At 62.0% G+C, this 14,848-nt stretch carries 21 protein-coding genes; 12 read left to right on the forward strand and 9 right to left on the reverse strand.

The window, feature by feature from the left end:
* Positions 1–132: 132 nt before the first annotated feature.
* Positions 133–1,641 (reverse strand): tyrosine-type recombinase/integrase, encoded by a 1,509-nt coding sequence (locus AC0QUY_RS38405; RefSeq protein ID WP_161855707.1) that lies wholly within the window; start codon positions 1,639–1,641, stop codon positions 133–135.
* A 157-nt stretch (positions 1,642–1,798) separates the two neighbouring features.
* Between AC0QUY_RS38405 and AC0QUY_RS38410 the strand changes: the two genes are divergently transcribed.
* A complete protein-coding gene (locus AC0QUY_RS38410) occupies positions 1,799–2,020 on the forward strand; it encodes a hypothetical protein (protein WP_475391163.1) in 222 nt (73 codons plus the stop codon).
* A 40-nt stretch (positions 2,021–2,060) separates the two neighbouring features.
* Positions 2,061–2,459 carry a hypothetical protein gene (locus tag AC0QUY_RS38415; RefSeq protein ID WP_475391165.1) on the forward strand — a complete coding sequence of 133 codons (399 nt, stop codon included), beginning with the start codon at positions 2,061–2,063 and terminating at the stop codon, positions 2,457–2,459.
* Between the two features lie 138 nt (positions 2,460–2,597).
* Here the strand turns inward: AC0QUY_RS38415 and AC0QUY_RS38420 are convergent, their stop codons facing one another.
* A complete protein-coding gene (locus tag AC0QUY_RS38420; RefSeq protein WP_475391167.1) occupies positions 2,598–2,732 on the reverse strand; it encodes a hypothetical protein in 135 nt (44 codons plus the stop codon).
* Complete coding sequence (locus tag AC0QUY_RS38425; protein ID WP_475391169.1) at positions 2,732–3,202, reverse strand: group III truncated hemoglobin; 471 nt, start codon at positions 3,200–3,202, stop codon at positions 2,732–2,734. The genes AC0QUY_RS38420 and AC0QUY_RS38425 overlap by 1 nt, the downstream gene beginning before the upstream one ends.
* An 87-nt stretch (positions 3,203–3,289) precedes the next feature.
* Here AC0QUY_RS38425 and AC0QUY_RS38430 point away from each other — a divergent pair, with 87 nt between their 5' ends.
* Complete coding sequence (locus AC0QUY_RS38430; RefSeq protein ID WP_475391171.1) at positions 3,290–3,718, forward strand: RrF2 family transcriptional regulator; 429 nt, start codon at positions 3,290–3,292, stop codon at positions 3,716–3,718.
* Positions 3,719–3,747: 29 nt separating this feature from the next.
* Positions 3,748–4,038, forward strand: coding sequence for a DUF6522 family protein (locus tag AC0QUY_RS38435; RefSeq protein ID WP_161855712.1), 291 nt, complete (start codon positions 3,748–3,750; stop codon positions 4,036–4,038).
* Positions 4,039–4,041: 3 nt separating this feature from the next.
* On the opposite strand, the gene AC0QUY_RS38440 is transcribed toward AC0QUY_RS38435, so the two are convergent.
* A complete protein-coding gene (locus AC0QUY_RS38440; RefSeq protein ID WP_475391172.1) occupies positions 4,042–4,731 on the reverse strand; it encodes an SET domain-containing protein in 690 nt (229 codons plus the stop codon).
* Positions 4,732–4,878: 147 nt separating this feature from the next.
* Here AC0QUY_RS38440 and AC0QUY_RS38445 point away from each other — a divergent pair, with 147 nt between their 5' ends.
* Together AC0QUY_RS38445 and AC0QUY_RS38450 are read left to right on the forward strand one after the other, a co-directional pair.
* Complete coding sequence (locus tag AC0QUY_RS38445) at positions 4,879–5,496, forward strand: hypothetical protein (RefSeq protein ID WP_475391173.1); 618 nt, start codon at positions 4,879–4,881, stop codon at positions 5,494–5,496.
* Positions 5,497–5,553: 57 nt separating this feature from the next.
* Positions 5,554–5,958, forward strand: a complete 405-nt coding sequence (locus AC0QUY_RS38450) for a hypothetical protein (protein ID WP_475391174.1) — start codon at positions 5,554–5,556, stop codon at positions 5,956–5,958.
* 35 nt (positions 5,959–5,993) lie between these two features.
* Here AC0QUY_RS38450 and AC0QUY_RS38455 read toward each other — a convergent pair whose 3' ends face one another.
* Positions 5,994–6,482, reverse strand: a complete 489-nt coding sequence (locus tag AC0QUY_RS38455; RefSeq protein ID WP_161855716.1) for a DUF4188 domain-containing protein — start codon at positions 6,480–6,482, stop codon at positions 5,994–5,996.
* Positions 6,483–6,520: 38 nt separating this feature from the next.
* Positions 6,521–7,255 carry a TetR/AcrR family transcriptional regulator gene (locus AC0QUY_RS38460; protein ID WP_475391176.1) on the reverse strand — a complete coding sequence of 245 codons (735 nt, stop codon included), beginning with the start codon at positions 7,253–7,255 and terminating at the stop codon, positions 6,521–6,523.
* A 112-nt stretch (positions 7,256–7,367) separates the two neighbouring features.
* On the opposite strand from AC0QUY_RS38460, the gene AC0QUY_RS38465 reads away from it, so the two are divergent.
* The 5 genes from AC0QUY_RS38465 (at position 7,368) to AC0QUY_RS38485 (ending at position 11,096) form a co-directional block, all read left to right on the forward strand.
* Positions 7,368–8,768, forward strand: coding sequence for a carotenoid oxygenase family protein (locus tag AC0QUY_RS38465; RefSeq protein ID WP_475391178.1), 1,401 nt, complete (start codon positions 7,368–7,370; stop codon positions 8,766–8,768).
* A 164-nt stretch (positions 8,769–8,932) separates the two neighbouring features.
* Positions 8,933–9,340, forward strand: a complete 408-nt coding sequence (locus tag AC0QUY_RS38470; protein ID WP_161855719.1) for an MAPEG family protein — start codon at positions 8,933–8,935, stop codon at positions 9,338–9,340.
* Between the two features lie 153 nt (positions 9,341–9,493).
* Entirely contained in the window at positions 9,494–10,072 is a 579-nt protein-coding gene (locus AC0QUY_RS38475) for a hypothetical protein (protein WP_475391180.1), read from the forward strand.
* A gap of 43 nt (positions 10,073–10,115) precedes the next feature.
* Positions 10,116–10,673, forward strand: coding sequence for an inner membrane-spanning protein YciB (locus AC0QUY_RS38480; RefSeq protein WP_475391182.1), 558 nt, complete (start codon positions 10,116–10,118; stop codon positions 10,671–10,673).
* Between the two features lie 126 nt (positions 10,674–10,799).
* Positions 10,800–11,096 carry a hypothetical protein gene (locus AC0QUY_RS38485; RefSeq protein ID WP_025588796.1) on the forward strand — a complete coding sequence of 99 codons (297 nt, stop codon included), beginning with the start codon at positions 10,800–10,802 and terminating at the stop codon, positions 11,094–11,096.
* A gap of 187 nt (positions 11,097–11,283) precedes the next feature.
* On the opposite strand, the gene AC0QUY_RS38490 is transcribed toward AC0QUY_RS38485, so the two are convergent.
* The 3 genes from AC0QUY_RS38490 to AC0QUY_RS38500 are packed head-to-tail and all read right to left on the reverse strand — an operon-like array spanning position 11,284 to position 14,100.
* Positions 11,284–11,976 (reverse strand): DUF429 domain-containing protein, encoded by a 693-nt coding sequence (locus AC0QUY_RS38490; RefSeq protein ID WP_475391184.1) that lies wholly within the window; start codon positions 11,974–11,976, stop codon positions 11,284–11,286.
* A complete protein-coding gene (locus AC0QUY_RS38495; RefSeq protein WP_475391186.1) occupies positions 11,973–12,416 on the reverse strand; it encodes a MaoC family dehydratase in 444 nt (147 codons plus the stop codon). The genes AC0QUY_RS38490 and AC0QUY_RS38495 overlap by 4 nt, the downstream gene beginning before the upstream one ends.
* Positions 12,417–12,447: 31 nt before the next feature.
* On the reverse strand, positions 12,448–14,100 hold the full coding sequence (locus tag AC0QUY_RS38500; RefSeq protein WP_475391188.1) for a fumarate hydratase: 1,653 nt from the start codon (positions 14,098–14,100) through the stop codon (positions 12,448–12,450).
* Between the two features lie 215 nt (positions 14,101–14,315).
* Here AC0QUY_RS38500 and AC0QUY_RS38505 point away from each other — a divergent pair, with 215 nt between their 5' ends.
* Positions 14,316–14,846 carry a hypothetical protein gene (locus AC0QUY_RS38505; RefSeq protein WP_475391190.1) on the forward strand — a complete coding sequence of 177 codons (531 nt, stop codon included), beginning with the start codon at positions 14,316–14,318 and terminating at the stop codon, positions 14,844–14,846.
* Positions 14,847–14,848: the final 2 nt, after the last annotated feature.

Below are 14,848 nucleotides of genomic sequence, written 5' to 3' on the forward strand. Positions count from 1 at the left end.
CTCGACCTTTCGGCGTCAGAGGCGCATTCTTATGGGTGTCCATTCGGTTCTCCGGGGATTGGCTAAAGCTTCGACAACTTCAGCTTCCTCGTTCAGGACCGGATGGACAACCTCCTGAGAGCTCACATCTAGCTAGTTGGCGCAGCTTTCAAGGATTGCCTTGATCGGCACAATCTTTTTTGGATAGGCAAAGCTATCGATCCGGTCAGCCCAATGCTGCATCAGCTTGGTGCGCGAGCCGATCAGGGCCAGCGGTCCATGCCGTTTGTAGATCGCCTTTACCGAGTCACTTTCGAGATGCGCAAGTTGCAACTCGATGACGTCGCCATCCCATGCCTTGGCTTCCTTGATCTCCTCATGGTGACAAAGGGTCGAGAACGTAGTGCGGAAGCCATGGGCGCAATGTTCGGTTTTGGTGTCGATGCCGAGCGCGCGCAGCCGAGAACAGAGCGTTCTACCGGACAAGGGTGCATCTTCGGCACAAGCGAACACGTATCGCCGATTGCCGGTGATTTTCCGCACGCGTCGCAGGATAGCGACGGCTTGTCGCGACAGGGGCACGACATGATCCCAGCCGGTCTTCATCTTAGCAGCAGGGATAGTCCATCGTTCGCTATCCCAGTCGACTTCTGACCACTCCATGTTGTTGATCATGCCGGGGCGCGGGATCGTAAGTGCATCGAGCCGAAGGGCATCACCGACGACATCGCTAAATCTGGCCTTCGCCCATGTCGGCATGATCAGCCTGAACAGGCGAATGACATCCTGCGGATCAGTGACGCCGGGCCGCGGCGTCGAGACGTTGACAATAAGCTGCTTCTTGCAGGCACGAAACGGATTGTAGCCATCCCCTTCGAGGTCAGCGTAGTCACAAACTTGCGAACCGATACTGTGAACTCGGTCACGAGTCTCTAGTCTGCCTTCAGCCTGCATCGTCCGAAAGAAAGCGAGGACGTCGGGGCGCTTGATGTCTTTTCGATAGAGCTTGCCGAAACGACCCTTCAAATAACCAGCCCACCTTTCGAGCAGCGCGATGGTTTCAGGACTGCGAACTGTGACAAGTCTGCCGCGTTTGATCTTCTCGATCTTCTTCTCTGCGAGCCATTCATCGATCCACACGCCGAGAGGGCGTTCGGTCGCCTGACGATGTCTTTCGAATTGCTTTTCGACGGAGGGATCGACTGGTGGGTTTTTGGCGAGCAGCGCCTTTGCCGCGTCGCGCTTCTGACGTGCAGTGGCGAGTGAGAAGGTGCCGTCGTTGCCATCGCCGTAAGCCCCAATGGAGTAGGTCTTCTGTCGGCCGTGAAAGCGATAGGCCATCTGCCAGAGCTTGGAGGCGGCTTTGCCCGGCCTGTTCAGGTCCGGCTTGATGAAGAGATAGAGACCGCCGCCTGTCACGTCAGAAATCTTGGTGGCCGTCCAAGCGCCGTTCTCGAGTTTCGGTTTGGCGGCGCGACAGTCGACGTCGGTCCTGATCTGCTCGGGGTTCGCGTGCTCGCCAACCTGACTGCGTGCCACCTGCTTCGATTCCCGCGTGTTGGAAGACCGGAAGTGTGCCGCGACGTCTGTTCTTCCGATACCAACAAAAATACCAACAAAGTCGGCGGCTGGGCGCGAATGAGAACAAACAGTGACGAACATGAATGTACGCAGAACCCCCTATTTTTCAAGCGTTTCTGAGCGTGTGCGAACACCATCGAACATCTTAGGACGTCTCCGAACAGTCAGCGTTCTTACGTCCGAGGTAATCGAAACGGGTCACGGACTGGATCATCTTAGGCGGCACAGGAGATGACCCATGCTGATGCTTTCGCTGTTCCGCCTCGCCACCGCCGCGATCCCCTGGGTGGTCAATCTGGCCACCTGGCTCGTGGCGCGCTCGCTCAACATGCCGCAACCGGTCGTGCACGACGCCGGCGTGTTCATGTTCGTGCGGGTGCAGACGATCGAGAACAGGGTCGGCAAGGCGCTCTGCCCTGGCAGGCTGACGCGTCAATTCCGGTCGCTGCTGCGGCGCTGATCCTGTTTCGCCCAAAGTCCCCAAGCAAAGGAGAATTGTCATGATCCATCCGTCCAACTTCCTGAGCCGTGCCCTCCTCGCCGACGCCATCTTCAGCGGCGTCGCCGCGGTCGCGCTGACGCTTGGCGCCGGCGCGCTCGCGCCGTTCCTCAATCTGCCGGAAGTCTTGTTGCGCGAGACCGGCCTGTTCCTGATCGCCTACACGGCGCTGGTCGGCTGGCTGGCCTCACGGTCAACGGTGATGAAGGCGCTGGTGCTGTTCGTGATCGTAGGTAACGCTGCGTGGACGCTGGGCAGCATCGCGCTGCTGTTCTCCGGCGCGGTCTCGCCGAACCTGCTCGGTCAGGTCTTCATCGTTGCGCAGGCGATTGCCACCGGCGTGTTCGCCGAGTTGCAGTATATCGGACTGCGCAAGAGTGATGAGACGGTAGCCGCATAAGCCTTAGCCCGTCATTACTGCGAGCGAAGCGAAGCAATCCATGTCACGGCATAGCGGACAGATGGATTGCTTCGTCGCTTCAGCGCAAAATTGCTCTGCAATTTTGTCGCGAGCTCCTCGCAATGACGAGGATAGACCTCAGCTCAATACCAACGCCGCAATCATTCCCGCAAACGTCAGCACCAGCCCGATCACCAGCATCGGCACCAGGCTGCTGCCCGAATATGGGTCGGCCTGCTCCTTGTTGGTCACGACCTGTGCACGATAAGCCATCACACTGCTCCTGCCTGGTTACGCCGAAATCTTTCCCCATTGCCGAGCATGACGCCCTGGGCCCCGGCGATGCCGAGTTCGAGGCTCGCCGCAATCCGCCGCGCGCGTTCCACGACATGCGCTTCTGCCGCGGGCGGACAGATCTCGCGGGCGGTGGCCTCGAACAGGCCGAGCCAGCGGTCGAAATGCGCCGCGTCGACCGGCAGCGGCAGATGCTTGGCCATCGGCGTGCCGTGATAGCGCCCCGTCATCAGCGCGACCGACGACCAGAACGCGCACATCTGGGCCAGATGCGGCTCCCAATCCCGGATGCGGGCCTCGAAGATCGGCCCGAGCACCGCGTCCTCGCGGACCTTGGCGTAAAAGCCGCGCACCAGCCGCTCGATCATCGCCTCGTCGATGCCCGTCCGCTCCATGATTTCGGCCGTCAGCCGCTCACGCCGCTCCGGCCCCGCCACGATCGCTTCCATTTCCGCGCCCGCCCTTAAATAGGTATTTCAAATGCCTATTTAGACGGGTATAGATGATTTGCAAGCAGATCTTTCGAGAGGGCTCCCATGCGCCTGACGTCGTTCACGGATTTTGCGTTGCGCGCCCTGATGCGGCTGGCGGGCGAACCCGGCCGCTCCTTTGCCACCAACGAGATCGCGGCCGAGTTCGGCATCTCCCGCAATCATCTGGCCAAGGTGGTGCGCGACCTCGCCGACAGCGGTTTCATCTCGACCCAGCGCGGCGTCGGTGGCGGCTTCATGCTGGCCCGCCCGGCGCAAACGATCACGATCGGCGAAGTGGTGCGCGCCCTCGAAGGGCCGCCGCTGGTCGAATGTTTTCGCGAGGATGGCGGTAATTGCGTATTGAAACCGCGCTGCCGGCTGAAGGCGAAGCTGGCGGCTGCCCGCGAGGCCTTCATGCGCGAACTCGACTCCACGACATTGGCGGAATGCGCCTACCCCGCGGCGGCCAAGCGGTATCAGGTCCACGCATGACGGCTGCCACCAAGAGTCAGGTGTAACAGATGAAACCGATCGCGTTCGAAAATGGCACTATCCAGATCGACGCCGCCATCGTCGCCGAAGGCCTGGGCCTGGCGCCATCCCTGCTGCAGGAAGAGATGCGCGCGGGCAGGATCACGAGCCTTGCCGAGCGCGGGGTCGATGCCGATCTCGGCCGGCACCGCCTGACCTTCTTCGCCGAGCACCGCCGCTTTCGCGTCGTGGTCGACGAAACAGGCGCGATCGTTCAACGCTCGGCGGTCGACTTCGGCAATGCGTCGCTGCCGAAAGCGGTGCGCAAGCGCGGCGGATGAGGTCTAGGCCTGGAGGGCCGACGCGGGTGCGGAGACCGGTTGTTTCCGGCCGGCCGGTTTCCTGCCGGCGACCCTGGCGCGGCTGGTGCCGTTCAGATGCTTCCCGTTCAGTGACTTGCCATTCAGCGAGTGGCCATTGAGCTTCTTGCTCGCCTTCGCCTTCAATTTTTCCTTCAGCTTGGCTTGTTCCTTCACCAGCTTCTCGGCCTTCTTCAGCGCCTTGCGCTCCGCCTTGGCCTTCAGGCGGGCTTTCTCGGCTCGTGCCTCGGCACGCTTTTTCGCGCGCTTCTTTTCGCAAGCCGCGCATTTGCAGCCGATCGGCTTCAGGTAGGCTTTGAAATAATCGGTGCCGTAGTCGTAGTTGATTTCCTCGCCCGGCTCGATGTTCTTGATGGCGCGGATGAACACCTTGCGCTTGCGCGGCTTGACGTCGGATTCGGCGTTCGGCCGGCAGGAATGGTTGATATAGCGGGCGATGTTCTTGCGCACGGAGCCATCGATGGTCCAGCGGTCGTTCAGCTCGAACAGATATTTGTTCTCGATCGCGTCTTCTTCTTTCTTCTTCGAATCCAGAAGCGGCCCGAAATAGCGGATGATCTTGCTGCCCTTCTTGATCGGCTTGGTGGCGAAAAGGCCAAGACCAGTGCGGGAGCGGCCGACGCGATAGGGCTTATGCGATGGTATGGAAGGCATGACGACTGAGTGACGGTACGCTCGGAAAAGCAGGAAATGCGAAGCCGACCTTCTAGGACGATTCCGCGGCAAAGTCAGGTGTTTCGTACCTTTGCCATGAACCGTCCCCAGATTGCGCATCACGGAAGTTCCATGCGAGAAGTGCAGATGAAACGCGTTTCCCCCCGGCAGCTCATCGTGCCGGTCGCCGCCGTCCTATTCACATTTTGGCTGATTTTACCGGCCAACGCCCAAACATTCAGCAGCAGCTACACATCGACCGCGCCAAAGGACTGCCGCACGATCGGCAAACCCAGCAAATCTGACGACAGCACGACGCAGGTGTGCCCCGGCCCATCGGGGTTGGTGGTGCTGATCAGCGAGGGCGACCTGCGCCAAACCGTCTCGGTTGGGCCGACCCGCGAGGCCGCAGCCAAGGAACCCGCTGCGGGGACCTGGTTCGGTCCGTTCAATTCCACCGCCCACACCGTCGAATGGCGGGCCCTCGACGGCAAGCCGTTCGCCATCATCCAGCGCTGGCTGATCGCCGACATCGACAACCCCGACAAGACCGGCAACCCGATCAGCAAGCCGATGCTCGCCGTAACCCGGCTGCCGCCGGGGCCGGTCTGCCATGTCGCCTATATCGACGGTCAAGCCAACCGCAATGCCAACGAGCTCGCCCGCCAGGCCGCGGACGAATTCGCCCGCGATTTCAAATGCGGCAAGGACGAGGTGAAAGTAGTCGGCGAAAAAGGCGCGGCCGTAGGCCTTGCGAAGCGCTGATCAAGCCGTCTACTCGGGCCTGTTTTCGCCGCATTAACGTCAAAGCTTAAGGTTTGAGTGCTTAATGCTTATCAAACCATATTCTTTCACGGCGCACCCGGGGCAGCGATGCACATAAAACTCCTGGCTCTCCTCCTCCTTGGCTCCGCTCTCTCCGGCTGCTGCGCGTCCGGCACCGGCTGTTCGACGCCCACGGCCACCGGTGCGCCGATCGCCTGGGACGGCTTGGGCGAAGCGCCGACCGCAGATGGCGAGCAAGCCGGGGCAGCCAAGCCGAAGCGCAGGACAGCAGCGCGCAATCGCGAAATCATCCTCGGCCCGCTGAACGAAAGCCCGCAGAGAGAAACCTCAGCCAGGCCGGGTGTCAAAGCGGCCTACGAAGAATGGACGCGGCTGCCCAACGAAGATCCCGAGGCCGACGCGAAGCTAAAGCGGCAAATCAAGATCTGCAAAAATTGCTGAGCGGCAATTTGCGATAGCGGCCACAGAATTCGGAATTACCCGGCAATTTCCGGTTGGCCCAGCCTGCCTCGTGCGGATTTCATCCGGCCCTGCGCCGGCTGCAGCGAGCCCGCGACACCAAGGCCGTAAGGCGGCATGTTGTTGTAGACGTTCTCATAGGCGCCGTCTTTCACGAGATAGCTTTCGTGCCAGATCCCGACATCGCCGTTGCTGCCGACGGCACGGTTGAACGCCTGCCAGGCCGGAAGATGCAAGGCATTCGCGCCGGTCGCATAATTGTGCAAATGCTCGAAGCTGCGCCAATACTGCACCACCAGAATATTGGGCAGGCCGAAATGCGTCCTCGCATGAAGCAGTCCAAGCTCGGGCTGCTCGGCCAATTCAGCGAGCATCTTCGGCATCTGCCGGGCCACGGGCGCCCATTTCCATACTTTCCAGGGCCTGTTGATGCGCATGCCGATCAGGAAGACGACAAAATCTCCCTCGATCCGAGCCGTCATGCGTTGCGGGATCACGTTGCTCATGGCTGTCCCCGTTCTCGCGTAAAGCTCCCACGCCTGCGCTAGACTGTCGGCGGTCGCGGCACCGTCGAGCGCAGCATGGCGTCGAGGAGCTGGTCGACGCCGGTGCCCTCGGGCAGCCGGTGCAGGATGTCCTTGAGCCGGCCGTCGAGCAGCAGCGTGGTGAAGCCGTGCACCAGCGACCATGCCCGCGCAATTGCCGCGGCTTGGTCCAGCGACAACGCCTCCAACGCCTCGCCGGTGAGTTTCTCGTTGCGGCTGAGGCTCACCGCCGTCGCCAGTCCTCTGAACGAGGCCGTCGCCGCCTCGTGCAGCGAGGGCCGTGTCATATCGAGCCGTTCGGTACGGAACATCAGCCCGTACATGCCGGGACGCGCCTGCGCATAGGCGACGTAAGCCTTGGCGCGCGCCATCGCCTTCATGAGCGGGAGCGTTTCGGTGTTGCCCGCCGCGACCATGGCCTCATTGAACCTGCGGAAGCCGATGGCGGCGAGCTCGCTCAGGAGCCCGGTAAGATCGCCGAAATGATGGGTTGGGGCCGCATGCGACACGCCGGCCTCGCGCGCCACGGCCCGCAGCGTAAGCCCCGGCAAGCCATCGCGCTCCAGCACCCGCTCTGCCGCGGCGAGCAGTGCGTCATGCAGGTCGCCGTGATGATAAGGGGTTTCGCCTGCCGGCCGACGCCGGCGACCGGCTGGCCTTTCGGTTGCCACTCTTGCGGGCCTGCGCTTGGCGACGGGACGGTTCGTTCGGGTCTCTCGCGATGTTCTTGCCATGCGAATCCTTATAACCGCAATTTTTACACTGTAAAGATTTTGCTTGACGGCGTCTCGCAACATCCCTACTGGTATCTTTACGATGTAAAGATTAAAACCGGAGGAGACGTGAATGCTCGACCAGGTGACGACCGAGATGACCCGGCCCAATCTCGCGCCGATTCCCATGGAATGCGACGCGCCGCATCTCAAGGTATCAGGCGAATTGCCGCGCGAACTCAACGGCACGCTCTATCGCAACGGCCCCAATCCGCAGTTCGACGCGCCCGGCGCGCACTGGTTCGTCGGCGACGGCATGCTGCACGCCTTCCATCTGGAGAACGGCCGCGCCAGCTATCGCAACCGCTGGGTTCGCACCCCGAAATGGCTGGCCGAGCACGATGCCGGCCGCGCGCTGTTTGGCGGCTTCGGCCGCAAGCTGCCGGGTGCCCCGGCCGGGGTCACCGACGATGGCGGCGTCGCCAACACCAACATCATCTTCCATGGCGGAAAACTGCTGGCGCTGGAGGAAGGCCATCTGCCGACCGAGATCGAGCCCGGCACGCTCGATCGTCTCGGCTATTGTGACTACAACGGCGCCATCAAGGGTCCCTTCACCGCGCATCCCAAGATCGATCCTGTCACCGGCGAGATGGTGTTCTTCGGCTACAACGCGATGGGTCCGCTCACCCCCGCCCTCTCCTTCGGATCCGTCAACGCCTCAGGCGTGGTGACGCGGTTCGATCGCTTCGAGGCGCCCTATGCCAGCATGGTGCACGACTTCATCGTCACCGAAAATCATCTGCTGTTTCCGATCCTGCCCATCACCGGCAGCATGGAGCGGGCGATGCGCGGCAAGCCGCCCTACGCCTGGGAGCCGGAGAAAGGCGCTTACGTCGGCGTCATGAAGCGCAACGGCTCGAAGGAGCTCGCCTGGTTCCGCGCCGAGAGCTGCTACGTTTTTCACGTCATGAACGCCTGGGAGGAAGGCAACCGCATCATTGCCGACGTGATGCAGTTCGAGGAAGCGCCGCTGTTCCCGCATCCCGACGGTTCGAAAACAGATCCGCAGAAATCGCGCGCCCGCTACTGCCGCTGGACCTTCGACCTCGCAGGCAATACCGACCGCTTCACGCAAACCTATCTCGACGATCTCACCGGCGAATTCCCGCGCATCGACGATCGCCGCGCGGGCTACGCAAATAGCCACGGCTGGTACGCCTGCGCCAACCCCGACCTGCCGATGTTCGGCGCGCTGTCGGGCATCGTCCATGTCGACGGCAAGGGCAAACGTCTCGGCCATTATCTGCTGCCCGCCGGCGACACCATCTCCGAGCCGGTGTTCGTGGAGCGCGGGCCTGACGCCGCCGAAGGCGACGGCTGGCTGCTTGCCGTCGTCTGGCGCGCGCGGGAAAACCGCAGCGATCTGGCGGTGTTCAATGCGCACGACGTCGAAGGAGGTCCCGTCGCGCTGGTGCATCTCGGCCACCGCGTGCCCGACGGGTTTCACGGCAACTGGGTGAGCGCGGAGTAAGTCAGTCGCTTTACGGGGCCTCCGTCATTCCGGGGCATCGGGCAGCGATGAACTACGATGTGCAAGTGCACATCGGAGAATCCAGAGGTCACTCATCTCGAGATTCCGGGTTCGCGACTGCGTCGCGCCCCGGAATGACGAATTCAAAACGGGGAGTGACGCACATGCACTTGCCCTCGATCACTGCGACCTATCTCGCCATTCTCGCCCTGCTCTACACCGTCCTCGCCGTTCAGGTCGGGCGGCTGCGCCAGCGCGACCGCGCCGCATTCGGCGACAATGGCAGCCTGCAACTGCGCAGCGCAATCCGCGCGCACGCCAACTTCATCGAATATGTCCCGATCATCACGCTGATGGTGGCGATGCTGGAAATGTCCGGCCTGGCGGCGGTGTGGGTGCATCTATTGATGGGCGCGCTGCTGGTCTCACGGCTCTTGCACCCACTCGGCATGTACGCCGCGCCCAATACGCTGCAATTCCGCATCGGCCGCGTCGGCGGCATCACGATCACGCTGGTCCTACTGCTGGCCTGTGCCCTGACGATCATGGCGCGCGCCTTGCTCGGTGCATAGTCCGCCGCAGAGCCCCCACGTACCTCGTTGTAATACGGATCATTTTCGGACGAAAAAGTCTTATTTTGACACTGTAAAGATTTTTCTTGACGAATCCACTACACAGCCCTACGGTATCTTTACGATGTAAAGATTAGTCCCCGAGAGGCTGCCATGACCATCTTCCTGATCCTCGCCCCTTTCGGGTCGTTCGCCCTGCTGATGCTGGTGACTTCGGCCGAGATCAGCCTGTTCACGTCGGCCGCGATCTGTCTCGCCGTCATCGGCATCGACGTTTATCGCGGCCGCTCGATCAAGATGCTCGGCGCGGGCTCAGTGGTCGTGTTCGCTACGCTCGGCGCCTATGTGGCGCTGGTCGATCCGAACCTCAGCCATTCGGCCGTCAAGCTGACAGTCGATGCCGGCATGCTCGCGATTTCGCTGGTCTCGCTGATCATCCGCAAGCCGTTCATCCTGCAATATGCGCTTGAGGAGACCGATGCCGAGACAGCCAGGCAGCCCGGCTTTCTGAGGGCGGTGTATCTCATCACCTGGGCCTGGAACGGCGCGATCGTGCTGATGATGATCGGCAACGCTCTCGCGATCTACGTGCCGGGCCTGCCGATCTGGTCCAGCCTCGTGATCGCCTTTGCCGCTCGCTACGGCGCTGCCTTCTTCACGACATGGTATCCGCAATATCGCAAGGCGAAGTATGGTGCGCCGCCTGCGAACGCCCTGCCCGGCACCCACTAAGCCCCGACCTCCAACCGTAACACGATCAGCAGAGAGCAAGCCGATGAAGGACGTATTCGCCAGACTGGGCGCCGATTTTTTCTCCACCATCGTGTTCATCGCGATCTATCTCGCGACCGACAACGTCCTGCTGGCAACGGGCGTGGCGATCGCAGGCGCCATCGCCCAGATGATCTACTCGCGCATCAAGGGCAAGGAGCTTGGCTACATGACCTGGGCGAGCCTGGCGCTGGTCATCGTGCTCGGCAGCGCGACACTGTTGACCCACGATCCCCGCTTCGTGCTGGCGAAACCCGCGATCGGACATTTTGCGATCGGCGCCATCATGCTCAAGCGCGGCTGGATGCTGCGCTACGTGCCGCCGATCGTGAGCCAGACCATTCCCGAATACGTCACCTTCGCGGGCTATGCCTGGGCCGCACTGTGCTTCGTGCTCGCTGCCGGCACCATCGGTGTCGCTGTCACCGGCGACATGAAGCTGTGGACGTTCTATGTGACGGTCGTACTGGTCGGCGCCAAGATCGCCGCCTTCGCAATTCAATACATCGCGTTTCGTATTTTGGTCGGCAGCCGGATTCGCGCTGCCGCCCAGCGCGCCTGAAAAATACGTGTCAAAAGGACGCTTGAGACGGTTGGGCTTGTGTGGCGAGATAGGCTATACCGCCGATCGAGTTTAGCGGATCTCGCAAGCCATTCCGGCTTGCCGGGAAAATGTCGGGAGACAGCAATGGCCGTGGACGGAAACTGGAATCTCACCATGAGCACGCCGATGGGCGAGCGCAAGGCAACACTGACCCTGTTGGCCTCCGGCGGTACGCTGACGGGCACGCAGGGCGCCGACGGCAATTCTACCGAAATCTTCGACGGCGCCATCAGCGGCGACGCCGTCAACTGGAAGGTCTCGATCACCAACCCGATGCCGTTGACCCTCGAGTTCATCGGAAAGGTCTCCGGCGACAGCATGAGCGGCGAGATGGGTATCGGCCCAATGGGCAGCTTCCCCTTCACCGGGACGCGGGCCTGATTGATGAGGAGGCCGCAGCGCCTCCTCGCTCTCTCGGTCATGCACAAGATGATTCTGTTATCGATCGCCGCCCTCGATCCGAAATCGCCGGGAAACGTATTCGCGCCGCGGCAGGTGCTGTGCTCCAATCAGGTAACGAACTGCAGTTAAACCGATCTTCGTTTCGGTTCGCTGGCGATCGATCGGATTATGACCAGCTCTGCATCTGCAGGCCGTACGCATCGCGTGGCGGTATCCCGTCCGGAAGGCAGCCGGCGGCGGCGCGCGCGGCGATCGCGACAGCACAGGCGTCAAGCACGTCGTCGCATTTAGCTCCGGTACCGATGCGTTCGTCGGCCAACCACCTGTCTATAGCCCTGATCCCTTCCCGCTTTAGCAGCCGACGGCGAAGGCGGATTCCAGCCTCCGACTTCTTCGACGGCAACGGCTTGCAATCGTTCAGGCGTAAGAAAACCAGTTCCGGATGCGCCTCGCGAATGTCGTGCGAACGATTGGCCAGTACGAATCTGTCCACCTCCATGATCTTCGGCCCGAGGTGCCAGAGTTGACGCGACACCCGCTTCTGGCTGCGCTGCAATGCAGCTCGATTGGCTTGGTCGGGATCGGAGAACTCCCTCCACAGCCAACGCCGCGCACCGGTGAACACGCGTGAAGAATGCGGCCGTAACCTCTCGCGGGCGAGGAGGTCGCAGGCCCGCTCGCCGTCATCGGTCATACCAATGGGAATGTCGATCGCAGCGCGATCAAAGCCAACGGATAGCGCGCCCGCCACGTCGTGACAAAATCTGATCGCGTGAAGGTCGCCGTCGAGGAGAACCGCAACCCAGCCATGGCGGAACCCGTCGAGGCCAATCGCCCTGCAGCCGGACACCACGCTCACTTCGGACGCGTCGGCACAATCGCGATCGGAATGAAGGTATAGACCGCCTCGCCGTGCTGGTCATAAAGGGTCCATCTGACACGGGCGACGCCTTGAGGTTTCGACCGCGAAGGCGCCAGTTCGACCACTTCTCCTTCAAGATGCAGCGTGTCGCCGGGCCGCACCGGCTTCAGCCAGCGCAGATCGTCAACACCGGCGCCCAAGAGCGGATGCGGCCCGAACGGCCGGCACTCGGTGGCAAGCCGCATGGCGATCGCCGCCGTATGCCAGCCAGATGCGGCGAGTCCCTTGAAGACCGTCTTCTTGGCGGCCTCCTCGTCGAGGTGAAACGGCTGCGGGTCGTATTCCCTGGCGAAGCGAAGGATGTCTTCCTTTGACACCATCACTTCGCCGCTTTTGAAGCGCATGCCGACTTTCAGGTCGTCGAACCACTCGACCATGTTGTTGTTGCTTCCTGCTAGGGATTGCCCCTCACCCCAGATTCAATTCCTTGAAGAAGTCGTTACCCTTGTCGTCGATGATGATGAAGGCCGGAAAATCCACCACCTCGATGCGCCAGATCGCTTCCATGCCGAGCTCGGGATATTCCACCACCTCGACCTTCTTGATGCAGTGCTCGGCGAGGTTCGCCGCAGCACCGCCGATCGAGCCGAGATAGAAGCCGCCGTGCTTCTTGCAGGCCTCGCGCACCGCGACCGCGCGGTTGCCCTTGGCGACCATCACCATCGATCCGCCCGCCGCCTGGAACTGGTCGACGAAAGAGTCCATGCGGCCTGCGGTGGTCGGGCCGAATGCGCCGGAAGCATAGCCGTCCGGAGTCTTGGCCGGACCGGCGTAATACACCGGATGGTTCTTGAAGTAATCCGGCAGCGGCTCGCCCTTCTCCAGCCGCTCGCGCAGTTTGGCGTGGGCGGAATCGCGCGCGACGATCATGGTGCCGGTCATCGAGACGCGCGTCTTGATCGGATAGTTCGACAGCGTCGCCAGAATTTCCTTCATCGGCTTGTTGAGGTCGATCTTGACGACCTCGCCGCCGAGCGACTGTTCGACCGCCGGCAGATATTGCGCCGGGTTATGCTCCAGCTCTTCGAGATAGACGCCGTCCTTGGTGATCTTGCCGAGCACCTGGCGGTCCGCCGAGCAGGAGACGCCGAGCCCGATCGGCAGCGAGGCACCATGGCGCGGCATCCGGATTACGCGCACGTCGTGGCAGAAATACTTGCCGCCGAACTGCGCCCCGACGCCGAGCGACTGCGTCATCTTGAGGATTTCCTGCTCCATCTCCAGATCGCGGAACGCGTTACCGTCCGCCGAGCCGTGGGTGGGCAGCGCATCGAGATAGCGGGCCGACGCCAGCTTCACCGTCTTCATGCAAAGCTCGGCGGACGTGCCGCCGATGACGATGGCGAGGTGATATGGCGGACACGCCGCGGTGCCGAGGGTGAGCACCTTCTCCTTCAGGAACGCCAGCAGGCGGTCTTTGGTGAGAACGGATGGCGTCGCCTGGAACAGAAAGCTCTTGTTGGCGCTTCCGCCACCCTTGGCCATGAACATGAACTTGTAGGCGTCGTCACCCTCGGCATAGATCTCGCACTGCGCCGGCATGTTGTTGGCCGTGTTCTTTTCCTCGTACATCGACAAGGGAGCGACCTGCGAATAGCGCAGGTTACGACGCAGGTACGCATCGCGCGCGCCTTCGCTCAACGCCGCCTCGTCGTCGCCGTCGGTGATGACGTTGCAGCCCTTCTTGCCCATGATGATCGCGGTACCGGTATCCTGGCACATCGGCAGCACCCCGCCGGCGGCGATGTTGGCGTTCTTCAGGAAGTCGAAGGCGACGAACTTGTCGTTGTCGCTGGCTTCCTTGTCTTCCAGGATCGAGCGCAACTGCTTCAGGTGGCCCGGCCGCAGATAGTGATTGATGTCGCCGAAGGCAGCCTCCGACAACGCCCGCAGCGCCTCGCGCGACACCACCAGCATGTCCTTGCCGAGCACCTTCTCGACCCGCACGCCCTCAGCCGTGACCTTCTTGTAGGGGGTGGTATCCGGCCCCAGCGGAAACAGCGGCGTATGCTTGTAGGGCGGAACGGGTTTTTGGTCAGGAAAAGCGGTCGGAGCGTTCATGTCGAAATCTCGGGTTGGAGCCGGCGGCGGCCAGAACGGCGCCGCAGCAATAGACCCGTTCTAAGCATTTTTCGACCAAAAGGAAGGTTTTGCTGGCGTGCCGGATGCGGCCGAATCCGGGCATTGCGGCCGCCCATCGGCGATTGAACCGTTCCGGGTCCATTTCAGACAAACCCGAGATTTCCGATGGTCCCCGCACAGACTTGCGATTGCAAATGAACTCCGCAACCACAGTATCCGATGCAGCATCCATCCCGGCGCGCCCGCCGCGGCTGCTCGGGCTTTATCTGCTTCTTATCATCATGGCCGCGATCGAAGCGTTCGAGGGGCTATCGCACGCACCGATGTTGTTCGGCGACATGTCGGAGATTCCCGGGCCCGGCCTCAGCGGCGCGATCATCAAGGCATATATCGCCAGCCATCCGGTGCTGGCGCTGGCGGCGTTGGCGTTCGCCACCGTCGGCCGTCTGCGTTACGCGATCATGGCGCTCGGCGCGCTCGTGCTGTTGAACTGGCTGAACGAGATGCCCTCGGTGGTACGGCACGGGCTGGAGTTTCGTGGTGTCTCCGCCTTCGAGACGCCTGTCCGGATCATCGCGTTTCCGCTGATGGCCGCCTGCGCCATCGCGCTTGCCGCACGCGGCCAGCGGCTGGGATTCGCCACCATGCTGGTCAGCCTTCCCACGCTGTACGGCGTCTTTGCCGTGATCGCCTTCGGGATCGGCGTCATCCTCTACGGTTTCTGAGA

The organism is Bradyrhizobium sp. WYCCWR15520 (genome assembly GCF_056174665.1).